This is a genomic window from Achromobacter sp. NCFB-sbj8-Ac1-l, from assembly GCF_052695805.1.
Map to the genome: position 1 here is coordinate 1,689,887 of NZ_CP199812.1, position 26,001 is coordinate 1,715,887.

Here is a 26,001-nt window from a genome sequence, read left to right on the forward strand (position 1 = left end):
GGGCTTTGGCCCCGTTTCTGTCAGGCCGGCAGCGACGGCGCGTATTGCGCGTCGGAGTTGACCTTCTGGTGGAATTCGACCACCTTGCGCACGACCTTGCGGGGATCGTCTTCGATGATGAAGAGATCCAGGTCGTGCGCGCCGATCATGCCATTGGCCAAGACCTGGCCACCCAGCCATTCGACCAGGCCCGACCAGTATTCGCTGCCCACCAGCACGATGGGCGCAGGCGGGACCTTGCCGGTCTGGATCAGCGTCAACGCTTCGAAGAGCTCGTCCAGGGTGCCGAAGCCGCCCGGCATCGCCACGTAGGCGAAGCTGTGCATGAAGAAGGTGGCCTTGCGCGAAAAGAAATATTCGAACGACAGGCTTATAGTCTGGTATTCGTTGTTGTGCGCTTCGTGCGGCAGGCTGATGTTCAGCCCGATGCTGGTGCCGCCGGTTTCGAAAGCGCCTTTGTTGGCCGCTTCCATGATGCCCGGGCCGCCGCCCGCGATGACCGCGAAACCCGCCTCGGCCAGGGCGGCCGAAATCGCGACGGTGGTTTCGTAGTGGGGCGAGTTGCGGCTGACGCGCGCACTGCCAAAGACGCTGACCGCGGGCCCGATATGGGCGAGCTTGTCTGCCGCCGTCCGTATCTCTGACATAATCAGCGGAATTTGCTTGTTGGCGGGCGTTTCCGCCGTCGTTGCCGCCGTATTTGCCGCAGTTGTTGCCATATCTGCCTTTGTAACCATGAAAAAAACCCTATTGCTGGTCGACGGTTCAAGCTACCTGTACCGCGCTTTCCACGCTATGCCTGATTTGCGCAACGCGCAAGGCGAACCCACCGGGGCGCTGTACGGCGTGGTCAATATGCTGCGCAAGCTGGTAGCCGACTATAAGGCAGAGTATGCCGCATGTATTTTCGATGCGCGCGGCAAGACCTTCCGCGACGATCTGTACCCGGAATACAAGTCGCATCGTCCGCCCATGCCCGAAGACCTGGCGGCCCAGATCGAACCCATACACCGCGCCGTGCGCGCACTGGGTTGGCCGGTGCTGGCCATCGAAGGCGTCGAAGCCGACGACGTGATCGGCACGCTGGCCTGCCGCGCCGCCGAGCGCGACGTGCACACCATCGTGTCCACCGGCGACAAGGACCTGGCGCAGTTGGTCAACAGCCACGTCACGCTGGTCAACACCATGAGCGGCGAAGTGCTGGACGAGGCTGGCGTGGTCAACAAGTTCGGCGTACCGCCGGACCGCATCGTGGACTACCTGATGCTGGTCGGCGACACGGTCGACAACGTGCCGGGCGTGACCAAGGTGGGGCCCAAGACGGCCGCCAAATGGATCTCGGAATTCGGCTCGATCGACAAACTGGTCGAAGGCGCCGAGGGCATCAAGGGGGTGGCGGGCAACAACCTGCGCGAAGCCATTCCGAATTTCCCGCTGACGCGCCAGCTGCTCACCGTGAAATGTGATTGCGACCTGACCGGCCACGTCGACAGCGTCGACGACCTGACGCCGCGCGGTCGCGACGAAGCGACCCTGACCGAACTCTACGAACGCTACGGTTTCCGCACCTGGCTGCGCGACCTGACCGGCGATGCCGAACGCGTGCCGGCGGGCGACGCCCGCGTGGCGGTCGAAGTGCCGGTTGCTCCCACCGAAGTGGACTACCAGATCATTTCGGACTGGCCCGCGTTCGACGCCTGGCTTGAAAAACTGCAGACGGCCGAGCGGGTGGCGCTGGATACCGAAACCACCTCGCTGGACGAGATGCAGGCCAGGCTGGTGGGGCTGTCGATGGCAGTGGCGCCGGGCGTCGCCTGCTACATCCCGGTGGCGCACCGCGGCCCGGACAACGCCACGCAATTGCCCAAGGCCGAGGTGCTGGAGCGCCTGCGCCCCTGGCTGCAGGACGCTTCGCGCGCCAAGCTGCTGCATCACGCCAAGTACGACGCGCACGTATTCGCCAACGAAGGCATCCGACTGGCCGGCATCACCGATGACACGATGCTGCAAGCCTACGTGCTGGAATCGCATAACCGCGTCGGCCTGAACGACCTGGCGCAGCGTTACCTGGGCCGCAGCGGCGTGTCGTACGAAGACCTGTGCGGCAAGGGCGCCAAGCAGATCGGCTTTGACGAAGTGGCGGTGGACAAGGCCGGCCACTATGCGGCGGAAGACGCCGACTTCACGTTGCAACTGCACCAGGTGCTGCGCCCGCAGGTGGCCGCCGATGCCGGACTGGAACGCATCTACCTGCTGGAAATGCAGGTGTCCTCCGTGCTGACCACCATCGAGCGCAATGGCGTCAAGGTGGACGCGGCCGAGCTGGGCCGCCAGAGCCACAAGCTGGGCCAGGAAATGCTGCAGCTCGAGCAAAAGGCCTACGAGCTGGCCGGGCAGCCGTTCAACCTGAATTCGCCCAAGCAATTGGGCGAGATCCTGTTTGGCCGCATGCAGCTGCCGGTGGTGCGCAAGACGGCGGGCGGCGCGCCGTCCACCGACGAGGAAGTGCTGAGCAAGCTGGCGCAGGACTATCCGCTGCCGCAGGTGCTGCTGGAATACCGCGGACTGTCCAAGCTGAAGTCCACCTACACGGACAAGCTGCCGCGAATGATCAACCCCGATACGGGCCGCGTGCACACGCGCTATTCGCAGGCCGCGGTGATCACCGGCCGCCTGGCCTCGTCCGATCCCAACCTGCAGAACATTCCCGTGCGCACCGAGGCCGGGCGCCGGGTGCGCGAGGCCTTCATCGCCGAGCAGGGCCTGCTGCTGTCGGCCGACTACTCCCAGATCGAGCTGCGCATCATGGCGCACGTGTCGGACGACGCCAACCTGCAACGTGCGTTTGCCGCCGGCGAAGACATCCACCGCGCCACGGCCTCGGAAGTGTTCGGGGTGGCGCTGCAGGACGTTTCGTCCGAGCAGCGCCGCGCGGCCAAGGCCATCAACTTCGGCCTGATCTACGGCATGGGCGTATTCGGCCTGGCATCCAACCTGGGCATCACGCGCGATGCCGCGCAGGCCTACATCGACCGCTACTTCGCGCGCTATCCCGGCGTGGCGATGTACATGGAAAACACCCGTCGCGTGGCGCGCGAACAGGGCTACGTGGAAACCGTGTTCGGACGCCGGCTGCAACTGCCGGAAATCCGTGGCGCTTCGGGGCCGCGCCGCCAGGGCGCCGAGCGGGCCGCGATCAACGCGCCCATGCAGGGCACCGCGGCCGACCTGATCAAGATGGCGATGGTGGCCGTGCAGGACTGGCTCGAGGCCGAAAAGCTGCAGACGCGCATGATCATGCAGGTGCACGATGAACTGGTGCTGGAAGCGCCGGACGCGGAACTGGAACTGGTCAAGGAAGCGCTGCCGCGCCTGATGTGCAATGTGGCCGAGCTGCGCGTGCCGCTGGTGGCCGAGGTGGGCGTGGGCAAGAACTGGGAACAGGCGCACTGAGGACGGTGCGAGGGGCTTCGGTCTGGATGGGCCGGGGCGCGGTCGGTCGGGCGCCGGTCCAGGGGCCGCGACGGGCGTTGACCGGCGCCGGTCCGCGTTACGGAATGGGCCGCCCACGGGCGGCCCATTTCCGCTTTTGCGGTTGCAACAATATAATGTTGCGCTTCCCCGCCAATAAACCGTCCCCCAAATGTTGCTGCTCTGGGTCCTGCTCGCTACCGTCACCGGTGGCCTCATTGCCGTCCTTGTCGCCAGCTGGCTGGCCTACAAGGTGTTCGCCCAATACCTGCACCACATGGTGAGCCTGTCGGTGGGCGTGCTGCTGTCGGTGGCGCTGCTGCATCTGTTGCCCGAGGCGTTCGAGGGCGCGGTGGGCGATGCGCACGTGCTGTTCGGGCTGATGCTGGCGTCGCTGATCGGTTTCTTCGTGCTGGAAAAGATCGCGCTGCTGCGCCATAGCCACCACCACGAAGGTGACGGGCACCATCACCATTCGGGTCACGACCGCCACGAGGCGGGCCGCGGCGGGGTGCTGATCCTGATCGGCAGTTCGTTGCACAACCTGTGCGACGGGGTCTTGGTGGCGGCGGCCTTCCTGACCGATCCGCTCTTGGGCGTGCTGACGGCGGCCTCGATCATCGTGCACGAAGTGCCGCACAAGCTGGGCGATTTCGTCGTGTTGCTGAACGCGGGCCTGGCGCGGCGCCGGGCGTTTGCGCTGATTCTCTTTACCAGCTTGTGTTCAGCCGTGGGCGGCATAATAGGCTACTTCGTGCTGCAGCAAGCGCAGGGCTGGGTGCCATACGTATTGGTGGTTGCCGCCAGCAGCTTCCTCTACATTTCGGTGGCCGACCTGATGCCGCAGATGCACGAACGGGTATCCCTGGCCGATGCGGTGCCGCAGCTGCTGCTGGTGGGCGTGGGCGTGGCGCTGATCTACAGCGTGACGACGCTGATGCACCACGGGCACGAGCACGAGCCTGATGCCGGCCAAGGCGCGGCGCGCACGGAGCACGTCCACACGCACTGAGGCGCGGCGTTCGCGATACCCGGCTTTGTCCTGATCCTGGCCGGTCGTGTCGCGCATGCCTCGTTGGCGAAGCGCGGGGCGCCGGTCCCGCGTTGATCCCTATACAGGAGTTCGCCATGAGTTTTTCCGCCGCCGCAGGCAACGTTGCCCCCACCGTGATCCACACGGATACGCAGGGGCTGGTCCACGGGGATTTCCAGCTGCCCGTGGCTGATGGAGCCCTGGACGCTTACTACGCCGCCCCCGAGGGCAAGCAGAACCTGCCCGTGGTGCTGGTCGTGCAGGAAATCTTCGGGGTGCACGAGCACATCAAGGATATCTGCCGCCGGGTCGCCAAGGCCGGCTATCTGGCCGTGGCCGCGAATCTGTACCAGCGCCAGGGCGACGCCTCCACCTATACCGATATTCCGAAGCTGATCGCCGAGATCGTGAGCAAGGTGTCCGACGAGCAGGTGTTCGCGGACCTGGACGCGAGCGTGGCCTGGGCCGCGCAGCACGGCGGCGACCCCAAGCGCGTGGCCGTGACGGGCTTTTGCTGGGGCGGGCGCCTGACGTGGATGTATGCGGCGCACAACCCGGATGTGAAGGTAGGGGTGGCGTGGTACGGGAAGTTGAGCACGGGGCACGGACCCTTGATCAAGCGCGTGGCGTTTGACGTGGTCAATGAACTGCATGCGCCGGTGTTGGGCTTGTATGGGGCCAAGGACGCCAGCATTCCGGTGTCGGATATCGAGATCATGAAGGGCAAGCTTGCCGGCGGCAATGACAATGCCAAGCGGTCGGAGTTCGTGGTGTATCCGGACGCGGATCATGCGTTCATGGCGGATTATCGGGCGAATTATCAGGCTGCGGCTGCCAAGGATGGGTGGGGGCGGATGCTGGAGTGGTTCAAGCGGTATCTGTAAGGGAGTGGGGGTCGCTGCGCGCGACGGGGCGCGGCCTTTTTTGTGCTGTGGGGGGGGGGCTTCTTCGTAGGCCGCCCGGCGCGGGTGGTGCACACGTGGCGCGCGCCAACGATTGCGGTCCGGAGCCTTCGCTCCGGACTTCCCCCTCGTCATCTTCGTCCAGGCCTTCGGCCTTCCCTTCAGATTCCTTCGGGCGCATCGACGGCGCTCGCCACGTGTGCACCACCCGCGCCGGGCTACGGTTGTCGAGAAATGAGATGCTGCCAGGCCGAGGGAGGGGGGAGAGATTTGCGTCGCCCGCCCAGACCGGCCGCGCGGGCGGCCGGCTCTGGGCATACACATCCTGCTACGTCGTGACGATGCACGCTGCGCGCTTGCGCGGCGTCGCTGCGCTCGCCTGATATTTTTTGGTTTGGGTGCCAGCTACGCGATGAGCGAGCCTGACCTGTAGTGCGCAGCGACAGCGCCACGCAAAAATTGCCGCCCGGCCGCCCGAAGGCCGGGCAGCCCCCCCGGGGGGCAGCAAGCACGCGAAGCGTGTGCGGCGTGGGGGTCCACATTCCATTGCCGCCCGGCCGCCCGGCCGCCCGAAGGCCGGGCAGCCCCCTTGTATGCTTTGACGTGTTGGGTATGAAGTTCGTTTGACCGGCCCTGTACAGCCCGTTCCCCCTTTGAGCCTAGAGCTCGTCCCCGAGCATTGGGGCGTACAGTCCGCCGTGTTTGTCACTAAGCCCGAACAGTTACCCGAAGACAAGTTCGAATGTTGCAAGGATGGGACATGACAGACGCGATGGTTAGCCAAGACAGCACCGAAGTCGTAGATTTTGTAGGCGTGGATATGGCCCAGAAGGATTTCGTCTGGAGCTTGCATGGAGTGAGGGGTACCCATGAGGCGAGCAATGACGAAGCCGGGTTCAGTGCCTTTTGTGAGGCGATCAAGGGCAAGCGCATTGGCCTGATCGTGGTCGAAGCGACTGGGGGGCTGGAGCGAGCATTGGCGTGCTACCTGCTTCAGCATGGTCTACCGGTCGCGGTGGCCAACCCGCGGGCGGCACGCGAGTTTGCGCGTAGCCTGGGCCATTTGGCTAAGACCGATGCGATTGATGCCGTGGCCTTGGCGCACTATGCCCAGACCTTGGCTGGCAAGGCAGACCAGGTCGGTGTGCAGTTTGCTCCACCGGATGAGCAGGTCGAGGTGTTGCAGGCGCTCGTGACGCGTCGCGCACAATTGATGGTCATGCGCACTGCCGAGAAGAACCGCCTAACCGGGGCGGTCCGAGTTCTTAAAGACAGCATCCGAGCAGTCATTAAGACACTCGATGCCCAGATATCCAAGCTGGATAAGGATATCAATGGGCACCTGGACACCCACTTCAAAGATCAGACCAAGCGCTTTGAAGCGATAAAAGGGGTCGGAATTACGACCTGCGCCACCTTGTTGGCATTTATGCCTGAGCTGGGAACGATCAGTGGGGCCCGAGCGGCCAAGCTGGCCGGCCTAGCACCGTTGAACCACGATTCAGGCAAGTCACGGGGCAAACGCCACATATGGGGCGGACGCAGCATAGTGCGTTGCACGCTGCATATGGCCATGCTCAGCGCGGTGAGGTTCAACCCCGTTATTAAGGCGTTCTACGATCGTCTGCTGGCGGCCGGCAAACCCAAGAAGGTCGCTCTGGTCGCTTGCTCGCACAAGCTGCTACGAATCCTGAACGCCATGGCCCGCTCCCAGCAACCATGGAACAGCCAATTGCACCTTCAGGCTGCTTGACTGGAAACACAGTTGCTCGGGGGGCAGCAAGCGCGAAGCGCGCGGCGTGGGGGCTGTCAACTCTCCGATTCGCGCAGGCGGCTGGGGAGGAGTTCGCCGTGGCGGGCGAGCAGGGGGTAGGCGGCGGCGCCTACCAGGTGGGAGTTGATGCCCTTCATGTCGCGCAGGATGTCGAGGTAGAGCGCGCCGACTTCGGCGGCGTCTACCTGGCCGGACTTGATTTTTTGCAGGTGGGTGTCGGCGGCCTGGGTTTCGATGGTGCGGAAACGGGCTTTTTCGCCCGCCAGGGCGCGGGCCTGGCGCAGGTCGTCGTTGACGAAGAGGGCGGCGGCCTGGCGTTGGTTGGAGATCAGTTCGCCCAGCGTGTCGTCCAGGCTGGCGCGTTGTTCGGGCGAGAAGGTCCAGCCCTGCTTGCGCAGCTTGGCGATGTGGCTGAGCAGGCCGTGGTGGGCGATGTCGCCCGCGTGGCCGATGTTGCTGATGAAGGCCAGGATGTCATCCATGCGCTGCAGGTCGTCGCGCGTCATGTTTTCCTGGTCCAGGGTGGCCAGGTAGGTGGTGATGGCGTTTTCGAGCTTGTCGAGGGCGCCGTCGAGCTGGCGGGCCTGGACCATGCGGTGGCGGTTGTCGCGTTTGAAGCCGGCGCGGGCGTACAACAGCAGGGTCTGCAGCATGTCGGCCATGCGCAGGGCTTCGCGAGCGGCGTTGCCGAGGGCGACGGCGGGGACGTCGTGGGCCCATTCGTCCAGGTATTGGGGGCGGGCCGGGTCGTTGGGGTCGGCGCGTTTGGGCAGCCAGCGGGTGAGCAGCGCGGCGTAGGGGGCCAGAAGCGGCAGGAACGCCACGGCGATGACGGCGTTGAAGAGCGTGTGGAAGTTGGCGACGGCACGGGCCGGGTCGCTGGACAGGTCGCTCATCAGCGGTTGCAGCCAGGGCAGCAGCACCAGGCCGGCCAGGACGCCCAGCACGCGGGTCAGCAGGTTGCCCAGGGGCAGGCGGCGGGCGGCGGGGTCGTCGCCGGTGACGCCTTCGATCATGGGGTTGATGGCGGTGCCCAGGTTGGCGCCCAGCACCAGGGCGAAGGCGACGTGGGGGGCGACCATGTGGTGGCTGGCCAGCGACATGACCAGCACCACGACGGCCACGCTGGAGTGGGCGGCCCAGGTGAAGGCGGCCGACAGCAGCACGGCGGCGACGGGCTGGGTGGCGAGGGCGTCCAGGACCATGCCCAGCATGGGGGCGGTCTGGAAGGGTTCGAACAGTTCGACCAGCTGGTGCAGGGACAGCAGCAGCAGGCCCAGGCCGATGAAGACGCGGCCCAGGTCGCGGGTGCGTCCCGGCGGGTAGCGGCGGAACATCCATACGCCGGCCAGGATCAAAATGGGGGCCAGCGAGGTCAGGTCGAACGACAGCAGCTGGACGATGAGCGTGGTGCCGACGTTGGCACCCAGCATGGCGGCCAGGGCGGGGACCAGGCCGACGACGCCGCCAGCGGCGAAGCCGGTGATCATCAAGCCGGTGGCGGTGCTGCTCTGGAGGGCGGCGGTGATGCCCAGGCCGGCGGCAAAGGCCCGCAGGCGGGTGCCCAGGGCCCGGCCCAATGCGGCGCCCAGGGCGGCGCCGAAGGCGCGCTGCACGCCTGTCTGGACCATGTGCACGCCCCAAAGCAGCAGGGCGACGTAGCCGGCGAAGTCAAGCAGGGTGATAAGTCCGGACATCCTGGAGTCGTTCCATTCTTTTTATGACAAGAAATAATTCTGTAATGATCGCATGCCGGGGCGGGTGGGGAAACCCGTTCCTGCAATACAGCATACGCCCCGCAGGGCTTTGCTGCGCGCGGCCGGGGCTTACGCGTATCATTGCCGGATCATTCGTGGATGCATGGGAGTTCTGGTGGCCGTTTCCGTATTCGATCTGTTCAAAATAGGCATAGGCCCGTCCAGTTCCCATACGGTCGGCCCCATGCGGGCCGCCTTGCTGTTCGCGCAGGGCCTGGAACGCGACGGCCTGTTGCCGCAGGTGGCCAATGTGCGCGCCGAGCTTTACGGCTCGCTGGGCGCCACGGGCAAGGGCCACGGCACCGACAAGGGGGTGCTGCTCGGCCTGATGGGCGAGGCCCCCGACACGGTCGACCCGGCGGCCATCGCCGGCATGATCGCGTCGGTGCGCGCCAGCCGCCAGTTGCCGCTGCTGGGCCATTACCCGGTGCCGTTCGTGGAAAAGGAACACATGATGTTCTACCGCCGCGAAGCCATGGCCGAGCACCCCAACGGCATGAAATTCCACGCCTTCGACGCCAACGGCGAATCGCTGCGCGAGGCCCGCTACCTGTCGGTGGGCGGGGGCTTCGTGGTGACGGCGGGCGCGTCCAACAGCCAGGTCATCGCGGCGCACGACCAGTTGCCGTATCCGTTTCGCACCGGCCGCGAGCTGCTGGGCATGTGCCGCGAAAGCGGCCTGTCGGTGGCGCAGCTGATGATGCAGAACGAACTCACCTGGCGCGACGCCGGCGAGATTTCAGGCGGCCTGGACCGCATCTGGCAGGTCATGCAGGACTGTGTCTCGCGCGGCTGTGGCATCAATTACCCCGAGGCGGACGGCGAATTGCCCGGTCCGCTGCGGGTGCGCCGCCGCGCCCCCGAGCTGTACCGCAACCTGACCCAGCGCGCCGAGCGCACGCTGTCCGACCCGCTGTCGGTGATGGACTGGGTCAATCTGTACGCCATGGCGGTCAACGAGGAAAACGCCGCAGGCGGCCGGGTGGTCACGGCGCCCACCAACGGCGCGGCGGGCATCATCCCGGCGGTGCTGCACTACTACGACCGCTTTGTCCCCGGCTCCAACCGCGAAGGCGTGCGCGATTTCCTGCTGACCGCGGCGGCCGTGGGCCTGCTGTACAAGTACAACGCGTCGCTGTCGGGCGCCGAGGTCGGCTGCCAGGGCGAAGTCGGCGTGGCGTGTTCGATGGCGGCGGGAGGCCTGGCGGCTGCGCTGGGCGGCTCGGTCGAGCAGGTCGAGAACGCCGCCGAGATCGGCATGGAGCACAACCTGGGCCTGACCTGCGACCCGGTGGGCGGTCTGGTGCAGATTCCCTGTATCGAGCGCAATGCCATGGCGTCCATCAAGGCGGTCAACGCGGCCCGCATGGCGCTGCGCGGCGACGGCCAGCACTATGTGTCGCTGGATTCGGTCATCAAGACCATGCGCGAAACCGGCGCTGACATGAAGACCAAGTACAAGGAAACGGCGCGCGGCGGCCTGGCGGTGAACATCGTCGAGTGCTGATGCCACGCACGCCAGGCAAAATGGCCCCTTGATCGCTCAAGGGGCCATTTTTCATGCCCGGGGTCGTGGCGGCTGCCACGGCCCCGGGGGGGCAGCGATCAGATCACGCGGGCGTTCTGCAGGGCGGCGATGCGGGCCGGGATCGGCGGGTGCGAGGCGAACATGGCCGCCAGGCCGCCCTTGCCGGTGATGCCGGAGGCTTCGAACGACTTGGGCAGCTCGCCCGGTTCCAGGCCGCCCAGGCGGGCCAGGGCGCGGATCATGGGTTCGCGGGCGCCCATCAGGTGGGCCGAGCCGGCGTCGGCACGGTATTCGCGCTGGCGCGAGAACCAGGCCACGATGATCGAGGCCAGGATGCCGAAAATGATCTCACAGACCAGCACCGTGACGTAGTAGCCGGGGCCGATGCCGCGTTCGTTCTTGAACACGACGCGGTCGATGAAGTAGCCGACGACCCGGGCCAGGAACACGACGAAGGTGTTGACCACGCCCTGGATCAGGGTCAGGGTGACCATGTCGCCGTTGGCGATGTGAGCCACTTCGTGGGCCAGCACGGCGGCGACTTCTTCTTCGCTCATGCTTTCGAGCAGGCCGGTGGACACGGCGACCAGCGAGTCGTTCTTGAAGGCGCCAGTGGCGAAGGCGTTGGGCGCGCCGTCGTAGATGGCGACTTCGGGACGGCCGATGCCGGCGCGGTCGGCCAGTTGGTGGACGGTATCGAGCAGCCAGGCTTCGCGCTGGTTGCGCGGGGCGTTCGGATCCAGCACCTGGGCGCCGGTGCTCCATTTGGCCATGGGCTTGCTGATCAGGAGCGAGATGATCGCGCCGGTGAAGCCGACGACCACCGAGAAGATCAACAGGGCGTTCAGGTTCAGGCCGTTGGCCGTGATGTAGCGGTCTACACCCAGGATGCGTAGCGTGGCCGACAGCACGAGCATGACGGCCAGGTTGGTGATGACGAACAGGACAATGCGTTTCATGTTTTTTTGTTCCTCTGCGAGCGGGAAATACCCCGGCTTTGACTGTGCGGCGCCGCGCCAGTTCCCCGACTGGCGGCGCCGCGTCCGGTGACGGAGAGTATAGTATCGCTTTCCCTTATTCCCCCTCACTTTCACCTGAGCGCAATCCCCCCATGCAGGCACTTTGGATGTTGCTGGCGTCCGCCATGTTCGCCGTCATGGGCTCGTTCGTGAAACTGGGCACCGAGCATGGCGCGTCGCTGCCGCAGGTGGTGCTGTTCCGGGGCCTGCCGTCGGTGATCCTGCTGCTGCTCTGGGCCCGCGCCGGCCGCCAATCCATCGTTCCCACCAGCTGGAAGCTGCACATCTGGCGCAACCTGTCCGGCGTCACCTCGATGTGGCTGGGCTTTTTCGCCATTGCCCACCTGCCGCTGGCCACCGCCACCAGCCTGAACTACACGGCACCGCTGTTCATTGCCTGCTGGATGCTGGGGTGGGGTGGGGCGCAGCGCGACCCGGTGCGCATCGCCGCCGTGGCGCTGGGCTTCCTGGGCGTGATCGCCGTGCTGCGTCCCAGCATCAACGAAGACCAGTGGCTGGCCGCCTTGCTGGGCCTGGGCGCAGGCGCCATGTCCGCCATCGCCATGATGCAGATCCGCCAACTGGGACGCATCGGCGAACCCGAATGGCGCACGGTCCTGTTCTTCTCGGTGGCGGTCTGCGCGTCCAGCTTCGCCGGCCTGGGCTTCGAGGGCTGGGGCCACGCCGACTGGACCGGCTACGCATCGTTGCTGGGCGTGGGGGTGGCAGGGCTGTTCGGCCAACTGGCCATGACCCGCGCGTTCGGCATGGGGTCGGCGCTGCTGACCGCCGCCCTGCAATACAGCACGATTATCTTCGCGGCCTTGATCGGCATGGGCTTCTGGGGTGACACCCTGGATGGCCTGGCCTGGGCCGGCATGGGCCTGATCATTTCGGCGGGCCTGCTGTCGGTCTGGCGCACCATGCGCGACCCCAAGCCGGCCTGACGCCGCGAACCCGATGAAGCGAAAGGAGCCTGCCTGATGACGACGACCCTGATTTCCGCAGCCGACCTGGCCGCGCGCCTTGGCGCCGCGGACGTGCGCGTGTTCGACGTGCGCCACGACCTGATCAACCACGCCGCCGGCCGCGAGGCCTATGCCGCCGGCCACGTTCCCGGTGCCCGCTACCTGGACCACGAAACCGAACTGGCCGCGGCGCGTACCGGCAAGAACGGCCGTCATCCGCTGCCCGACCGCGCCCAATTCGGCGCACTGATGGCCGCGCACGGCGTGACGCCGCAGACCCTGGTGGTGGCCTACGACGCCAGCGGCGGCATGTACGCCGCGCACCTGTGGTGGATGCTGCGCTGGCTGGGCCACGACCAGGTCGCGGTGCTGGACGGCGGCTGGCAGGCCTGGGTGGCCGCCGGCCTGCCCACCGCGACCGAGCCCGCGCCGGCCGTGCAGGCGGGCGCGCCGGTGGCGCCGGGCGCCCCGCTCGTGGGCAGCGTCGACGCGAAAGCTGTGCTGGACAACATCGCCCAGCCCGCCTTTACCGTGATCGATGCGCGTGCGGCCAACCGCTACCGCGGCGAGGTCGAGCCCATGGACCCGGTGGCCGGCCACATTCCGGGCGCCTTGAACCGCCCGAACGGCCAGAACCTGCAGGCCGACGGCCGCTTCAAGGACGCGGCCGTGCTGCGCGAGGAATTCACGGCCTTGCTGGACGGCCGCGATCCCAAGGCCATCGTGCACCAGTGCGGCTCGGGCATCACCGCCTGCCACAACCTGCTGTCGATGGAAATCGCCGGCCTGTCCGGTTCGCGCCTGTACCCGGGGTCCTGGAGCGAATGGTGCAGCGATCCGTCCCGGCCGGTGGCCAAGGGCGAATAAGCGCCTTTCGTCTTACCAGACCGCCGCCAGCTTGACCCGGCCCGAGACGCTTTCGGCGATCTCCAGGAAGTGGTCCAGCGGCGGCGTGGCCAGGCCGGGCACCTTGGCCATGTCGTCCCAGCGCCTCAGCCGAATCGCATCCGGCGCGCCCGGCATGCTGGCGAAATCCACCGCCTGGCCCGCATCGAAGCTGCCCCCTTGTAGCGCCAGGCTGCGCTTCGAATCCTGCGACAGCGACGCTTCATACTGCGGCTCCACGTAGCAGAGGTAGCGTTTGGCCTCCACGTGCAGCCGGATCGGGTCGAGCACCGCCGAACTGAACAGCCCGCGCAGGAATGGCAGCACGAAATACTGGTGCTTGTCGTCGATGCCGCGCAGGGTGGGAGTGTCGGGGTGGTCGGCGATCAGGTGGCCCAGGTCGTGCAACAGACAGGCCGTGATCAACGGCGCGTTGGCGCCGTTGCGTTCGGCCAGCGCCGCGGTCTGCAGCGCATGCCGCAGATGACTGACGGATTCGCCATGATAGGAACGGTGCCCGCGTTCCAGGAAAAGCTGCTCGATGTCCTGCAAGGTCAAGGCCATGTTTGTCTCCTGAGTGGCCGCAAGGGGAAGAGGCGGGCAGTGATCCGTGGATCAGCCGGCTGCCGGCGCCATCTCCAGAAAGCGCGCGATAAGCTGCACCGGTTGGCGCTCGCGCAGGCAGTACAGGTATTCATGCATCACGATGTCCGCGCCCTGGATGTCCAGCGCGACCAGATCGGGATGCGAGGGAATTTCACGCGACGGGATCAGGCTGATGCCCAGTTCGCACAGGATCGCCTGGCGGATCGATTCGCGGCTGCCGATTTCCAGCGTGCGCTTGACGCTGACGCCGGCGGCCTGCAGGGCGTCTTCCGTCAATTGGCGGGTCATCGAGCCAGGCTCGCGCAGCAGCAGCGCGTGGTCGGCCAGGTCCGCCAGCGCCACCTGGCCGCGCCGGGCCAGCGGGTGGTCACGGTGGGTGACCACGCGGATCGGGTCCGCCGCGATCAGGCGGCGGTACAGATGCTTGTCATCCATCAGAAATGACGACGTGGCAATCTCGATGCGATAGTCGTGCAGCGCCTGCAGCATGCTTTGCGAATTGCCGATGGTCACCGTCAGGTCGATGCCCGGGTAGCGCTGGTTGTAGCGCCGCACCGTATCCATGATGTAGAAGGGGCCGGTGGCGCCGACTCGCAGGTTGCCTTCGCGCAGGTCGCTGGCGTCGCGCAGCCGGAAATCGATCTCGGTTTCCTGCTGTACCAGCTTTTCCACCATGGGCATCAGGCTGTGCCCGGCGTCCGACAGGCGCATGCCGCGGCCCTGGCGGTGGAACAGTTCGACGCCATAGCGCGATTCCAACTGGCGCAGTTGCCCCGTCACCGTGGGCTGGCTCACGCCCAGCTGGGCGGCGGCCTTGGTGACGGTGCCGCAGCGAGCCACGGCATAGAAGGATTTCAGTTCGGCGACGAGCACGGTGTTGTGGGGCCTGGTAATGGACGCAATGCGCAAGACCGCCAGTACACCAAAATAATTTGATGTTTTTATTACTGCATTTGCGCGAAGTGTCATAAACACTCAATACGCGGCTTCCATACTGCCTTCGTTCCCAGACCGGAGGCACCATGCCCCTACAGCCCCAACGCGATACAGACACGATTCCGACGGGCGCTTCGCCCCAGAGCGGAGCGCAGCGCGGGGGCTTCCTGTCGGTCAGCAACCTGGTCAAGCGGTTTGGCGCCCACACGGCGCTGTCCGATGTGTCCCTGGATATTCGGGCGGGCGAGCTGGTGTGCCTGCTGGGGCCCTCCGGCTGCGGCAAGACCACTTTGCTGCGCGCCATTGCCGGGCTGGAACGCCAGGACAGCGGCAAGATCCTGCTGTCCGGCCGTGATATTTCCCACGCCGAGCCGCAGGAGCGCGACTACGGCATCCTGTTCCAGTCGTACGCGCTGTTTCCCAACCTGACCGTCGCCCAGAACGTGGCTTATGGCCTGAGCGGCAAGCGCGCCCATCGCAAGCACGTGGCCGACCGGGTCGAGGAAATGCTGACGCTGGTCGGGCTGGCCGGCGCCTCGCATAAATATCCGGGGCAGATTTCCGGCGGCCAGCAGCAGCGCGTGGCCCTGGCCCGCGCGCTGGCGCCGTCGCCGTCCCTGTTGTTGCTGGACGAGCCGATGTCGGCGCTGGATGCCCGGGTGCGCGAGCACCTGCGCATTGAATTGCGCGCGCTGCAAAAGCGCCTGTCGATCACCACCCTGATGGTGACGCACGACCAGGAAGAGGCCATGGTGATGGCCGACCGCATCGCGGTCATGAATGGCGGCGTCATCGAGCAGTTCGGCACGCCGCGCGAACTGTATCGCCAGCCGGGGTCGGCCTTCATCGCCGATTTCGTCGGCGAAGCCAACTGGTTGCCGTTCGAACGCATCGATGCGCACCGCGCCCGGGTTGGCCGCCAGGAACTGGCGGTGGACGAGGCGCTGGAGCGCAACGTGGGCAAGCTGTTCGTGCGCCCCGAAGCCGTGCGCGTGAGCGTGGCGCGTCCCGAAGAACCCAATACCATGCTGGCCGACGTGCTGGACGGCGTGTTCCTGGGCCGCGGCTACCGCCTGGCGCTGCGCCTGGAAGGCGTGCCCGGCGCCACGGTGCATTCGATCGTATCCCCCGAAACCGGAGACGCCTTGCTGGGCCCTCACGCTGCCAGCCGTTGCTGGGTGGAGCTGCCGCGCCATGCGATTCGCGCCTACGCTTGATTCCGCGGTGCCGGCCAGCGCGCCCGCCGTGCCCGCGCCCGCCGCCGCCCCCGCCGTGCCCGTCGCTGCGCCACTGGGCCGCCGGCCCCTGCCGGGCTGGATCGGCCGCTTGGGCCTGACGCTGGGGCAGGCCGCCCTGGCGCTGTTCCTGCTGCTGTTCCTGGCCCTGCCGCTGGCGGCCATCCTGGTCAAGTCCGTGACCGACGGCAATGGCGACTGGGCCGGCCTGTCGGTGGTGCTGGGCATCATCGGCGCCGATGGCTTTCTCGCCATGGTCGGGCGCAGCCTGACCGTAGGCGCGGTCACCATGATGCTGGTGGTGCCGTGCGCCTACGCCTTTGCCTACGCGCTGACCCGCAGCCGCATTCCCGGCAAGGGCCTCCTGCGCACCATTGCGCTGTTGCCGCTGCTGGCGCCGTCGCTGCTGCCCGGCATTGCGCTGGTGTACCTGCTGGGCAACCAGGGCCTGCTCAAGGGCCTGTTCGGTGGCGCCACCATCTATGGCTTCTGGGGCATCGTGGCCGGCGAGGTCTTCTACACCTTTCCGCATGCCCTGATGATCCTGTTGACCGGCCTGGCGCTGGCCGACGGCCGTCTGTACGACGCGGCGCGCGCCATGGGCGCGGGCTCGCTGCGCACCTTCATGACGGTGACGCTGCCTGGCACCCGCTATGCCGTGTTCTCGGCCTGCTGCGTCGTGTTCACGCTGACCGTCACCGATTTCGGCGTGCCCAAGGTGGTGGGCGGCGACTACAACGTGCTGGCGATGGAAGCCTACAAGGCCGTGGTCGGCCAGTTGAACTTCCCCAAGGGCGCCGCCATCGGCATCCTGCTGCTCTTGCCCGCCGTGCTGACCTTCGTGCTGGACCGCCGCCTGCGTGCCCGCCAGGGCGCCCAGATGAGCGGCCGCGCCCAGCCCTACGCGGCGGGCGTCAACCGCCGTCGTGACGCGGCCTTCCTGCTGCTGGCCGGCGTGATGGCGGGTTTCCTGCTGTTGATCATCGGCGTGGCCGTGTGGGCCTCGTTCGTGAAGATGTGGCCGTACAACCTGTCGATGTCGCTGCGTTCGTACGATTTCGACAATATGGACGGCGGGGGCTGGCTGGCCTGGCGCAACAGCCTGGAACTGGCGTTCTGCACGGCCGTGCTGGGTACTGTGGTGGTGTTCCTGGGCGCCTGGATGATGGAAAAGGTGCCGGCCCGCGGCACGGTGGCGCGCGGGCTGCGCGGCACGGTCGGCATGCTGGCGCTGATGCCGATGGCCGTGCCGGGCCTGGTGCTGGGCCTGGGCTACATCTTCTTCTTCAACAGCCCCGCCAATCCGCTGAACCTGCTGTACGGCACCATGCCGCTGCTGGTGCTGTGCACAGTGGTGCACTTCTACACCAGCGCCCACCTCACGGCCGCGACCGCCTTGAACGCGCTGGACCCGGAATTCGAAGCCGCGTCCGCCTCGCTGAAAGTGCCGCGTCTGACCACCTTCGTGCGCGTGACGCTGCCGATGTGCCTGCCGGCCGCGCTGGATGTGGCGCGCTACCTGTTCGTCTCGGCCATGACCACCGTGTCGGCCGTGGTGTTCCTGTACAGCCCGAACACGGTGCTGGCCGCCGTTGCGGTGCTGAACATGGATGACGCCGGCTTCATCGGTCCGGCCGCCGCCATGTGCACGGTGATCATGGCCAGCTCGGCGGTCGCGGCGCTGGCGCTGCACCTGGCCAGCCGCGCCCTGGTGGCGCGCAGCCAGGCCTGGCGCCGTCCCGCCGCCCTTTGATTGAATACTTCTGAAGGAAGACCCTCATGACTGTTTCGCCCTTGCCCGTCCGCCTGGAAGCGGTGATTTTCGACTGGGCCGGCACGCTGGTGGACTTCGGTTCCTTCGCGCCCACCAAGGTGTTCGTGGATGCCTTCGCGCAGTTCAGCATGGAAGTGACGCTGGAACAGGCCCGCGGCCCGATGGGCGTGGGCAAGTGGGACCACATCCGCGCCCTGTGCGACGAGCCCGCCATCGCCCGGCAGTACCAGGCCCAGTTCGGCCGCCTGCCCACCGATGACGACGTGACCGCCATCTACGAACGCTTCCTGCCGATGCAACTGGACAAGGTGGCGCAATACTCGGCTGCCATCCCCGGCGCCGCCGAGCTGCTGCGCGCGCTGCGCCAGCGCGGCCTGAGAATCGGCTCGTGCTCGGGCTACCCCGGCAGCGTGATGCGCCGCGTGGTGGAACGCGCCGCCAGCGAAGGCCTGGAACCCGATTGCATCGTCGCCAGCGACGACGTGCCGCGAGCCCGTCCGGCGCCCGCCATGGCGCTCAAGAACGTGGTGGAACTGGGCCTGTCCGACGTCGCCGGCTGCATCAAGGTCGACGACACCGCCCCCGGCATCGAAGAAGGCCGCCGCGCCGGCATGTGGACGGTCGGCCTGCTGCTGTCCGGCAACGCCGCCGGCCTGACGCTGGACGAATACCTGAGCCTGGATGACGCCGGCCGCCAGCAGGCGCGCGATCGCGCCAGCCAGGAACTGGCCCCTGCCGCGCCGCATTACCTGATCGACACCGTGGCAGACCTGCCCGGCGTCATCGCCGATATCGAGACCCGCCTGGCGGCGGGGCAGCGTCCCTGAGGCCGCCACCGAACGACCGTTGAACCCTTTTTCGCACTGCACCGCGGCAGGCATGCGCCCGCCGTGGCGCCCCGACTCACGCTTTTTTCCGCTCACCCACGGAGTTTCCTCATGAATCGCTTCAAGCTGCTTGCACTGTCCGCCGCCCTGATGGGCACGATGGGCGCCGCGTCCGCCGAAACCTCGCTGACCGTCTACACGGCGCTGGAAGCGGACCAGATCAAGGTCTACCAGGCTGCCTTCGAAAAGGCCAATCCCGACATCAAGATCCAGTGGGTCCGTGATTCCACCGGCATCATCACCGCCAAGCTGCTGGCCGAGAAGAACAACCCCAAGGCCGACGTCATCTGGGGCCTGGCCGGCACCTCGCTGGGCCTGATGGACAAGGAAGGCATGCTGCAGCCCTACGCCCCCAAGGGCCTGGACCAGATCGCCGCCAACATGCGCGATGCCAAGGCCGAGCCCACCTGGGTCGGCATGGACGGCTTTGCCGCCGCCATCTGCTTTAACACCGTCGAAGCCGAAAAGCAGAAGCTGCCCAAGCCCACCTCGTGGCAAGACCTGACCAAGCCGGTCTACGCCGGCAAGATCGTCATGCCGAACCCGGCCTCGTCGGGCACGGGTTTCCTGGACGTCAGCGCGTGGCTGCAGATCTTCGGTGAAGAGAAGGGCTGGGCCTACATGGACGCCCTGCACAAGAACATCGGTTCGTACACGCACTCGGGTTCGAAGCCTTGCAACATGGCAGCCGCCGGCGAATTCCCGATCGGCGTGTCGTTTGACTACCGCGCCGCCAAGCTGAAGGCCGATGGCGCGCCGGTCGAAGCCGTGTTCCCGTCCGAAGGCCTGGGCTGGGAAGTCGAAGCGACCGCCATCGTCAAGGGCACCAAGAACCTGGAAGCCGCGCGCAAGCTGGCTGACTTCTCGGCCAGCCGCGAAGCCAACGAGCTGTACAAGGCCAACTTCGCCGTGCTCGCGATTCCCTCGATCGCCACGTCCAATCCCAACCTGCCGGCCGACCTGACCAAGCGCATGATCAAGAACGACTTCGTCTGGGCCGCCACCAATCGCGAACGCATCATCGCCGAGTGGACCCGCCGCTACGACGGCAAGTCCGAGCCCAAGAAGAAGTAAGCCTTCGGGCCGCAAGCCGGGAAGCGCCCGCGGGCGCTTCCCCCGCCAGTCTTCTCGCATTGCCATTCAGATGAAAAAATTCGACGTAATCGTGGTCGGCGCGGGCATGCTCGGCATCGCGCATGCCTGGGCGGCCGCCAAGCGCGGCCTGTCCGTGGCCGTGATCGAGCGCAGCCGCCAGGCGCACGGCGCTACCATCCGCAACTTCGGCCAGGTCATCGTGACCGGCCAGGCGCCGGGCATGATGCTGTCGCACGCCCAGCAGGCGCGCGAGCTGTGGCTGGAACTGGCCGACAAGGCGCAGTTCCACGTTCGCGCCAACGGCGCGCTGGTGTTGGCCCGCAACGCCGACGAAGCCGAGGTGCTGGACGAATTCGCCCAGACCCGGCTGCGCCAGGAAGGCTATCGCGCCGAACTGCTGTCGGCCCGCGAAGTGGCCAAGCTGTACGACGGCCAGTTGGCGCATCACTGCGCCGCGCTGTATGGCCAGGACGACCTGCAGATCTATTCGCGCGAAGCGCTGCCCGCCATCACCCGCTACCTGGCCGAATCGCTGGGCGTGCAATTCATCACTGGCACGCTGGCGCGCGCCGTCGAACAAGGGCAGGTTGCGACCACCGCGGGTGACTTCGCGGGCTCGCACGTATTCGTCTGCCCGGGGCACGACTACCTGACGCTGTTGCCCGAGCACTTTGCGCCGCTGAACCTGGAAGTGACGCGCCTGCAGATGCTGCGCGCCGCGTTCGAGACGCGTCCCATGGCGTTGGACCGGCCGCTGCTGACGGGCCTGTCCTGCGTGCACTATGGTGCGTTTTCCGACCTGCCGTCGGCGCTGGCGCTGCGCGACGTGATCCAGGCGCGCAGCCCCATGCTGCTGGAAAACGGCATCCATCTGCTGATCAGCCCCACGCCGCATGGCGAACTGATCATCGGCGACTCGCATCGCTACGGCCAGGACGCGTTGCCGTTCAACGACGAGGCCATCGACGACGCCATGCTGGACCTGGCGTCGCAGGCGCTGGGCGCGCGGCTGCGGGTGCTGGAGCGTTGGCAGGGCGTGTACGGCACGCACGGCCCGGCGCCGTTCTCGGTGCTGCCGGTGGATACGGCCACGACGGTGGCGGTGATGCATTCGGGCGTGGGCATGACGGTGGGGCTGGCCATCGGCGAGCGTACCGTGGCGGGCGTGCTGGGGCGCTGACGCGGCGGCCGGCTGATCGTGTGCGGGCGCCCGCAGCAAAAGAAAAAGGCCTTGCGATCGCAAGGCCTTTTGTCATGAAGGGGGCTTTACAGCCGTTCCTGCATGATGCGGCGATACCACTCGTGAAAGTGCTGCATGCCGTCTTCCATCGGCGACTGGTAGGGACCGGTCTCGTTCACGCCGCGCAGCATCAGGGCCTTGCGGCCGGCGTCCATGCGTTCGGCGATCTCGTCGTCTTCGATGGCCGTTTCCATGTAGGCCGCGCGCTGCGCCTCGACGAATTCGCGCTCGAAGGCGGCGATTTCCTCGGGGTAGTAGAACTCGACCACGTTCACGGTTTCCTGCGGGCTCTTGGGGTAGAGCGTCGACAGCACCAGCACGTGCGGATAGAGCTCGATCATGTGGGTCGGGAAATACGTGACCCAGACCGCGCCGAAATCCGGGGCGTCACCCTCGCGGAACGACAGCAGGCGATCGTGCCATTGCTTGTACACGTCGGAACCCGGCTGGGCCAGCGCGTTGTGCACGCCGACCTTCTGCAGGCTGTACCAGTCGTTGAACTCCCAGGTCAGGTCGTCGCACGTGACGAAGCGGCCCAGGCCCGGATGGAACGGGCCGACGTGGTAGTCCTCGAGGTAGACCTCGATGAAGGTCTTCCAGTTGTAGTTGCACTGGTGCACTTCGACGTGGTCCAGCACGTAGTCGCCGAAATCGAACTCGGGCCGCGAGAACAGCGGCGCCATGTCGGCGGCCGGATCGCGCGGGCCTTCGAACAGCAGGCCGTGGCAATCGCGCAGGCGGAACTTCTGCAGGTTCATGCAGGGCGTCGTGTCGAACTGCGGCGCGCCCAGCAACTCACCCTGGTTGTTGTACGTCCAGCGGTGCAGCGGGCAGACGATGTTGCCGCCCGTGGCCTTCAGGTTGCCGTGCGAATTGCAGGTGCCCGTCACGTCGCCGGCCTGGCCGCCCAGCATCAATGCCTGGCGGTGGCGGCAGACATTTGAGATGAGTTCAACGCCGTGCTGGTTGCGAACCAGCACGCGCCCTCCGCTTTCCTGCGCCAACGTACGCCAATCCCCGACGTCCGGCACCAGCTTCTGGTGGCCGACGTACTGCGAGGATTGCTTGAAAATGAGTTCTTGCTCGCGGGCAAAGAGGGCTTCGTCAAAATAAGCACTGACGGGTAGCTGGGTGCGAGCTGGCACAACATGTGCCATCCGACCGATGTCGGTCATGATTCCCTCCGCTCGGATGAATATTTCCCCCAAAGCGCCGCAGGTCTGTGGGCTGAGTGCCCCTCACCGGGGGCGTCGTTCTCGGGGCGGCCCGGCGATGAAAAGCCAGTACGGCTTGAGCTTGGGGCCGCAAATTGTACCCCAACCCTTTTCCCCACGCCCGTGAAGATCGGTGAAGCTTGGTGAAGATCGGGGCACCCCGATTTGACCTGGCGCAAAAGCCGATCAACCCGCCGTTCAGCCCGCCGATTAACCCTTCGCCGCGTAGGTTTTTCAGACCAGCCTGCGCGTGGCCGGATGGCGTCTCATCAGCCAGCTGCTGGCCGCCGACAATCCGAAGACGGCCAGGGTCAGCAGGGGAACGGCCCAGGCGTCGTTGCGTCCGCCGCCGAAGGCACCGGCGCGATGCGCCAGGTCCAGGAACACCGGGTGGATGAGATACACGCCGAAGGTCAGCGGCGCCAGCGCGGCCAGCCGCGGCAGCCGGGGCGACGACACGATCCATTGAAACGCGGCCAGCGACATGAACGGCACGGTCAGGCTGAAGTAGTCGTAGAAGTAGGTGTCCAGCGTATGGCCGTTGGACATCACGTGCACGCCCAGGGCGGTGGCGGCCACGCTGGCGGCCAGCACCCATGCGGGGCGCGGGATGCGCATTTCGCCATCGAAGATCTGGCGCCCCGCCACGAAGTAGCCCAGGTAGGGCAGGAACCAGGTCAGGAAAAAGCCCGGCTGGGCGCCCAATGCGCGGCGGTACAACGCTTCCAGGATGGCCAGCCCCAGGATGCCCACCACCCACAACGACCGCGATTGCGGCGTGCTGCGCACGTACAGCGCGCGCACCAGGGGCGCGAACAGGTACAGGCCCACGATCATGTAGAGGTACCAGAGGTGGTAGTAGGGCTCGCCCTGGGCGACCTTGCGGGGCCAGAACGAAACGTCCACGCGGCCGTCGTCCCACCAGTCCAGGCCCGTGCGCCACAGCAGGTAGAAGAGGGTCCAGAACACCAGCGGCGCGCAGATCCGCGCCATGCGCCGGGTGTAGAACCGGCGCGCATCCTGCGGCTTGGACGGGTCCAGCAGCAGCGCGCCGCTGACCATCACGAACACCGGCACGCACCAGCGGGCCGCCGAGTCATACAGATTGGCGGCCAGCCAGGCGCCGTGGCCGTAGGCCGAGGGGTCGCTGACGATCAGGGCGGCGCTGTGCAGCAGCACCACCGCGGCGGCGGCCAGCCAACGGGCGGCATCCAGTCGGGCGTAGCGGTCATCGGTCTGTGGCATCGGGCTCCCGGGCGTCGGTGTAACGGGGGCGGGCGGGGCGCCCGCCTTCGTTTTTCACCTTAGCAGCCGGGGCGGCGCGGGTTCTGTATCCAGGCGTTAGGGCCTGTTTTTTCAGGAAACCGCGCGGGCAGTCTTGTTGCCGCGTGACGGAGTGCCGCAAGACTCACTGCAGCACGATGTTGGCGTGCTTGATCAATTGCGACACGATGGGCTGTTCGGTCTTGACCTGCTTGTCCAGCTCGGCTGCGGTGCCGGAGCGCGGGTCGATGCCCATGTCCAGCAGGCGCTTGCGCACCGCCTCGTCCTTCAGCGTCTCGGTCAGCGCCGTCTGCAACTTGTCCAGCACCGGCGCGGGCGTGCCCTTGGGCGCCACGAAACTGAACCAGGCGGTCATGTCGAACGCGGGGTAGCCCTGTTCGGCCAGCGTTGCCAGATTGGGTTCGGTGGCCAGGCGGGTGGGGCTGGTGATGCCGAACACCTTGACCTTGCCGGCCTCGGCCTGCGGCATGCCGGTGGCGACCATGTCGAAGAACAGGTCCACGTCGCCGCTGATCAGGGCGGGCAGCGCCTGGGTCGCGCCCTTGAACGGCACGTGCAGGATGTCGATACCCGCGCGTTGCTTGAACAGTTCGCCGGCCAGGTGCGACGAGGTGCCGGCACCGAACGTGGCGAAGGTCAGCTTGCCCGGGTTCTGCCTGGCGTAGGCCACGATGTCCTGGGTGCTGTTGAACGGCCGCTTGGGGCTGGACAGCAGCACCAGCGGGCCGATGCCCACCATGCCGATCGGCGCAAAGCCGTCGGGATCGTAGGGCAGTTCCTTATACAGATAGCGGTTGGTCACCAGGGTGGAATTGGTGGCCATCAGGATGGTGTAGCCATCCGGCGCTTCACGCGAGACGAAGGCCGCGCCGATCGAGGTGCCCGCGCCGGCCTTGTTCTCGACGATCATCGGCTGGCCCAGCGTCTTGGCCATGCGTTCGGCCAGCACGCGGGTCAGCACGTCCGTGGCGCCGCCGGCCGGGAAGGGCGACACCACCTTGATGGGGCGCGACGGATAGGTGTCGGCCTGGGCGCCGCCCAGGGCGGCCACGCCGAGCAGCAGGGCGGCCAGGAATTTGTAGCGTTTGCGAATCATGTTTTCCCCTTGAAATCACGTTTAATATTCCGTATATTGGAATTTAGTTTTGGCATTCGAAATAAACTATAAAAACGAAGCGAATAGAAATGCAATCTTTTTCTGACCCCAAGCGCATCCCCCATCCCGCCGCCAAGCCAGACCAGAAGCTGGAGCTGAGCGCCCCCGCCCGCCGCAAGCGAGCCGGCGCCGTGGGCGAGGGGCCGGTGTCGCCCGACTTCATCACCGCGCTGGCGCGCGGGCTGGAAGTCCTGCGTTGCTTTCGGCCCGGCGTGGCCGCGCTGGGCAATCTGGACCTGGCCCGCCTGACCGGCCTGCCCAAGCCCACCATCAGCCGCATCACCTACACCCTCACCGAGCTGGGCTACCTGCGCTACCACCCGGACACCGGCAAGTATTCGCCGGGCTATGGCGTGCTGGCGCTGGGCTTTGGCCTCTTGGCCGGGCTGGAAGTGCGCGAGCTGGCCAAGGCGTCGATGACCGACCTGGCGCGGGAAACCGGCGGCGCGGTGGCGCTGGGCGCGTTCGACGGCGACGCCATGACCTACGTCGAGGCCATCCACGGCTCGTCCGCGCTGTACCTGCGCCTGCCGGTGGGCTACCGCGCCAGCCTGGACAGCGCCATGGGCCGGGCCTACCTGGCCAGCCTGCCGCCCGCCGCCTGCGCCGAGGTGCTGGACCGTCTGGGCGCGGCTGCGCCCGCGGCGGCGGCGATCGAACGCGCACGCGCCGAGCTGGCCGACACCGGCTGCTGCTTCGCCATCGGCGAATGGCAGTCCGGCATCAATGCGGTGGCGGTCCCGTTCACGTCCGTCACGGGCGAAGGGGTATTCGTCATGAGCTGTGGCGGCCCCGCGGGCCTGTTGCCCGAAGCCGGCCTGCGCACGCAGGTGGCGCCGGCACTGCGGGCCGCCATCGCGGGGCTCGCGGGCTCGTCCGACTGAGCAAAGTGGCGCATCGGGGCGTGGTCCTGGTATCTCGTACAATTCACGGATTGATCCACCCCTAGCGCCCTCGGAGACCCGTTTGGCCAAACCCACACAAGCTGATCCGCAGACCGGCGACCGTCCCTTGCCCCAGGATTTCGAAACGGCGCTGGCCGAACTGGAATCGCTGGTCGCGGCCATGGAAGACGGCTCGTTGCCGCTTGAGCAATCGCTGGCCGCCTATCGGCGCGGCGTTGAGCTGACGCGGGTCTGCCAGGACCGCTTGGCCCAGGCCGAACAGCAGGTAAAGGTCCTGGAAGGCGATTTGCTGCGCCCCCTGGACCCGGCGGCGCTGGATGACGAATAAGAAT

22 protein-coding genes are annotated in these 26,001 nt (G+C 66.6%); 14 read left to right on the forward strand and 8 right to left on the reverse strand.

The genetic code is table 11. The features are described 5' to 3' along the window. Positions 1–20: 20 nt before the first annotated feature. Entirely contained in the window at positions 21–737 is a 717-nt protein-coding gene (locus tag ACUDP5_RS07745; RefSeq protein ID WP_445658491.1) for an LOG family protein, read from the reverse strand. On the opposite strand from ACUDP5_RS07745, the gene polA reads away from it, so the two are divergent. The 4 genes from polA (at position 736) to ACUDP5_RS07765 (ending at position 7,159) form a co-directional block, all read left to right on the forward strand. Further along, positions 736–3,453 (forward strand): DNA polymerase I, encoded by a 2,718-nt coding sequence (gene polA / locus ACUDP5_RS07750; protein ID WP_445658492.1) that lies wholly within the window; start codon positions 736–738, stop codon positions 3,451–3,453. The two genes, ACUDP5_RS07745 and polA, sit on opposite strands and share 2 nt — an antisense overlap. Positions 3,454–3,643: 190 nt before the next feature. Continuing rightward, on the forward strand, positions 3,644–4,483 hold the full coding sequence (locus ACUDP5_RS07755) for a ZIP family metal transporter (protein ID WP_263910773.1): 840 nt from the start codon (positions 3,644–3,646) through the stop codon (positions 4,481–4,483). Positions 4,484–4,599: 116 nt separating this feature from the next. Further along, positions 4,600–5,388: a dienelactone hydrolase family protein gene (locus ACUDP5_RS07760; protein WP_263910774.1), complete on the forward strand. Its 789-nt coding sequence runs from the start codon at positions 4,600–4,602 to the stop codon at positions 5,386–5,388. 778 nt (positions 5,389–6,166) lie between these two features. Further along, positions 6,167–7,159 (forward strand): IS110 family transposase, encoded by a 993-nt coding sequence (locus tag ACUDP5_RS07765; RefSeq protein WP_263915840.1) that lies wholly within the window; start codon positions 6,167–6,169, stop codon positions 7,157–7,159. Between the two features lie 56 nt (positions 7,160–7,215). On the opposite strand, the gene ACUDP5_RS07770 is transcribed toward ACUDP5_RS07765, so the two are convergent. Continuing rightward, positions 7,216–8,877, reverse strand: coding sequence for a Na/Pi cotransporter family protein (locus ACUDP5_RS07770; protein WP_445658493.1), 1,662 nt, complete (start codon positions 8,875–8,877; stop codon positions 7,216–7,218). 175 nt (positions 8,878–9,052) lie between these two features. On the opposite strand from ACUDP5_RS07770, the gene ACUDP5_RS07775 reads away from it, so the two are divergent. Continuing rightward, positions 9,053–10,444, forward strand: a complete 1,392-nt coding sequence (locus tag ACUDP5_RS07775) for an L-serine ammonia-lyase (protein ID WP_263914992.1) — start codon at positions 9,053–9,055, stop codon at positions 10,442–10,444. A 98-nt stretch (positions 10,445–10,542) separates the two neighbouring features. Here the strand turns inward: ACUDP5_RS07775 and htpX are convergent, their stop codons facing one another. Beyond that, positions 10,543–11,424, reverse strand: coding sequence for a protease HtpX (gene htpX, locus ACUDP5_RS07780; protein WP_263914993.1), 882 nt, complete (start codon positions 11,422–11,424; stop codon positions 10,543–10,545). 152 nt (positions 11,425–11,576) lie between these two features. On the opposite strand from htpX, the gene ACUDP5_RS07785 reads away from it, so the two are divergent. Next, positions 11,577–12,431, forward strand: coding sequence for a DMT family transporter (locus ACUDP5_RS07785; RefSeq protein WP_263914994.1), 855 nt, complete (start codon positions 11,577–11,579; stop codon positions 12,429–12,431). A 36-nt stretch (positions 12,432–12,467) separates the two neighbouring features. Further along, positions 12,468–13,319 carry a sulfurtransferase gene (locus tag ACUDP5_RS07790; protein WP_445658494.1) on the forward strand — a complete coding sequence of 284 codons (852 nt, stop codon included), beginning with the start codon at positions 12,468–12,470 and terminating at the stop codon, positions 13,317–13,319. Positions 13,320–13,331: 12 nt separating this feature from the next. Here the strand turns inward: ACUDP5_RS07790 and ACUDP5_RS07795 are convergent, their stop codons facing one another. Both ACUDP5_RS07795 and ACUDP5_RS07800 read right to left on the reverse strand, forming a co-directional pair. Beyond that, a complete protein-coding gene (locus tag ACUDP5_RS07795) occupies positions 13,332–13,901 on the reverse strand; it encodes a phosphonate degradation HD-domain oxygenase (protein WP_199168544.1) in 570 nt (189 codons plus the stop codon). A 51-nt stretch (positions 13,902–13,952) separates the two neighbouring features. Then, positions 13,953–14,816, reverse strand: a complete 864-nt coding sequence (locus ACUDP5_RS07800; RefSeq protein WP_025140246.1) for a LysR family transcriptional regulator — start codon at positions 14,814–14,816, stop codon at positions 13,953–13,955. A 149-nt stretch (positions 14,817–14,965) separates the two neighbouring features. Here ACUDP5_RS07800 and ACUDP5_RS07805 point away from each other — a divergent pair, with 149 nt between their 5' ends. The 5 genes from ACUDP5_RS07805 to ACUDP5_RS07825 all read left to right on the forward strand — a co-directional run bounded on the left by ACUDP5_RS07805 (position 14,966) and on the right by ACUDP5_RS07825 (position 21,050). Then, positions 14,966–16,096 carry a putative 2-aminoethylphosphonate ABC transporter ATP-binding protein gene (locus tag ACUDP5_RS07805; protein WP_263914996.1) on the forward strand — a complete coding sequence of 377 codons (1,131 nt, stop codon included), beginning with the start codon at positions 14,966–14,968 and terminating at the stop codon, positions 16,094–16,096. Next, a complete protein-coding gene (locus ACUDP5_RS07810) occupies positions 16,074–17,867 on the forward strand; it encodes a putative 2-aminoethylphosphonate ABC transporter permease subunit (RefSeq protein WP_445658495.1) in 1,794 nt (597 codons plus the stop codon). The genes ACUDP5_RS07805 and ACUDP5_RS07810 overlap by 23 nt, the downstream gene beginning before the upstream one ends. Before the next feature lie 26 nt (positions 17,868–17,893). Beyond that, entirely contained in the window at positions 17,894–18,715 is an 822-nt protein-coding gene (gene phnX / locus ACUDP5_RS07815; RefSeq protein WP_445658496.1) for a phosphonoacetaldehyde hydrolase, read from the forward strand. 111 nt (positions 18,716–18,826) lie between these two features. Further along, positions 18,827–19,849, forward strand: a complete 1,023-nt coding sequence (locus tag ACUDP5_RS07820) for a putative 2-aminoethylphosphonate ABC transporter substrate-binding protein (protein ID WP_445658497.1) — start codon at positions 18,827–18,829, stop codon at positions 19,847–19,849. A 70-nt stretch (positions 19,850–19,919) separates the two neighbouring features. Next, the gene (locus ACUDP5_RS07825; protein WP_445658498.1) at positions 19,920–21,050 is read left to right on the forward strand and encodes a TIGR03364 family FAD-dependent oxidoreductase; all 1,131 of its coding nucleotides are present in this window, start codon (positions 19,920–19,922) and stop codon (positions 21,048–21,050) included. 86 nt (positions 21,051–21,136) lie between these two features. Here ACUDP5_RS07825 and ACUDP5_RS07830 read toward each other — a convergent pair whose 3' ends face one another. From ACUDP5_RS07830 to ACUDP5_RS07840, 3 genes are all read right to left on the reverse strand, one after another. Beyond that, positions 21,137–22,285 carry an aromatic ring-hydroxylating oxygenase subunit alpha gene (locus ACUDP5_RS07830; protein WP_445658499.1) on the reverse strand — a complete coding sequence of 383 codons (1,149 nt, stop codon included), beginning with the start codon at positions 22,283–22,285 and terminating at the stop codon, positions 21,137–21,139. A gap of 273 nt (positions 22,286–22,558) precedes the next feature. Beyond that, positions 22,559–23,569: an acyltransferase gene (locus ACUDP5_RS07835; RefSeq protein WP_445658500.1), complete on the reverse strand. Its 1,011-nt coding sequence runs from the start codon at positions 23,567–23,569 to the stop codon at positions 22,559–22,561. 163 nt (positions 23,570–23,732) lie between these two features. Beyond that, entirely contained in the window at positions 23,733–24,704 is a 972-nt protein-coding gene (locus tag ACUDP5_RS07840; RefSeq protein WP_263915003.1) for a Bug family tripartite tricarboxylate transporter substrate binding protein, read from the reverse strand. A gap of 89 nt (positions 24,705–24,793) precedes the next feature. On the opposite strand from ACUDP5_RS07840, the gene ACUDP5_RS07845 reads away from it, so the two are divergent. Next, on the forward strand, positions 24,794–25,648 hold the full coding sequence (locus tag ACUDP5_RS07845) for an IclR family transcriptional regulator (RefSeq protein WP_263915004.1): 855 nt from the start codon (positions 24,794–24,796) through the stop codon (positions 25,646–25,648). Between the two features lie 82 nt (positions 25,649–25,730). Continuing rightward, positions 25,731–25,997 (forward strand): exodeoxyribonuclease VII small subunit, encoded by a 267-nt coding sequence (locus tag ACUDP5_RS07850; protein ID WP_183003973.1) that lies wholly within the window; start codon positions 25,731–25,733, stop codon positions 25,995–25,997. Positions 25,998–26,001: the final 4 nt, after the last annotated feature.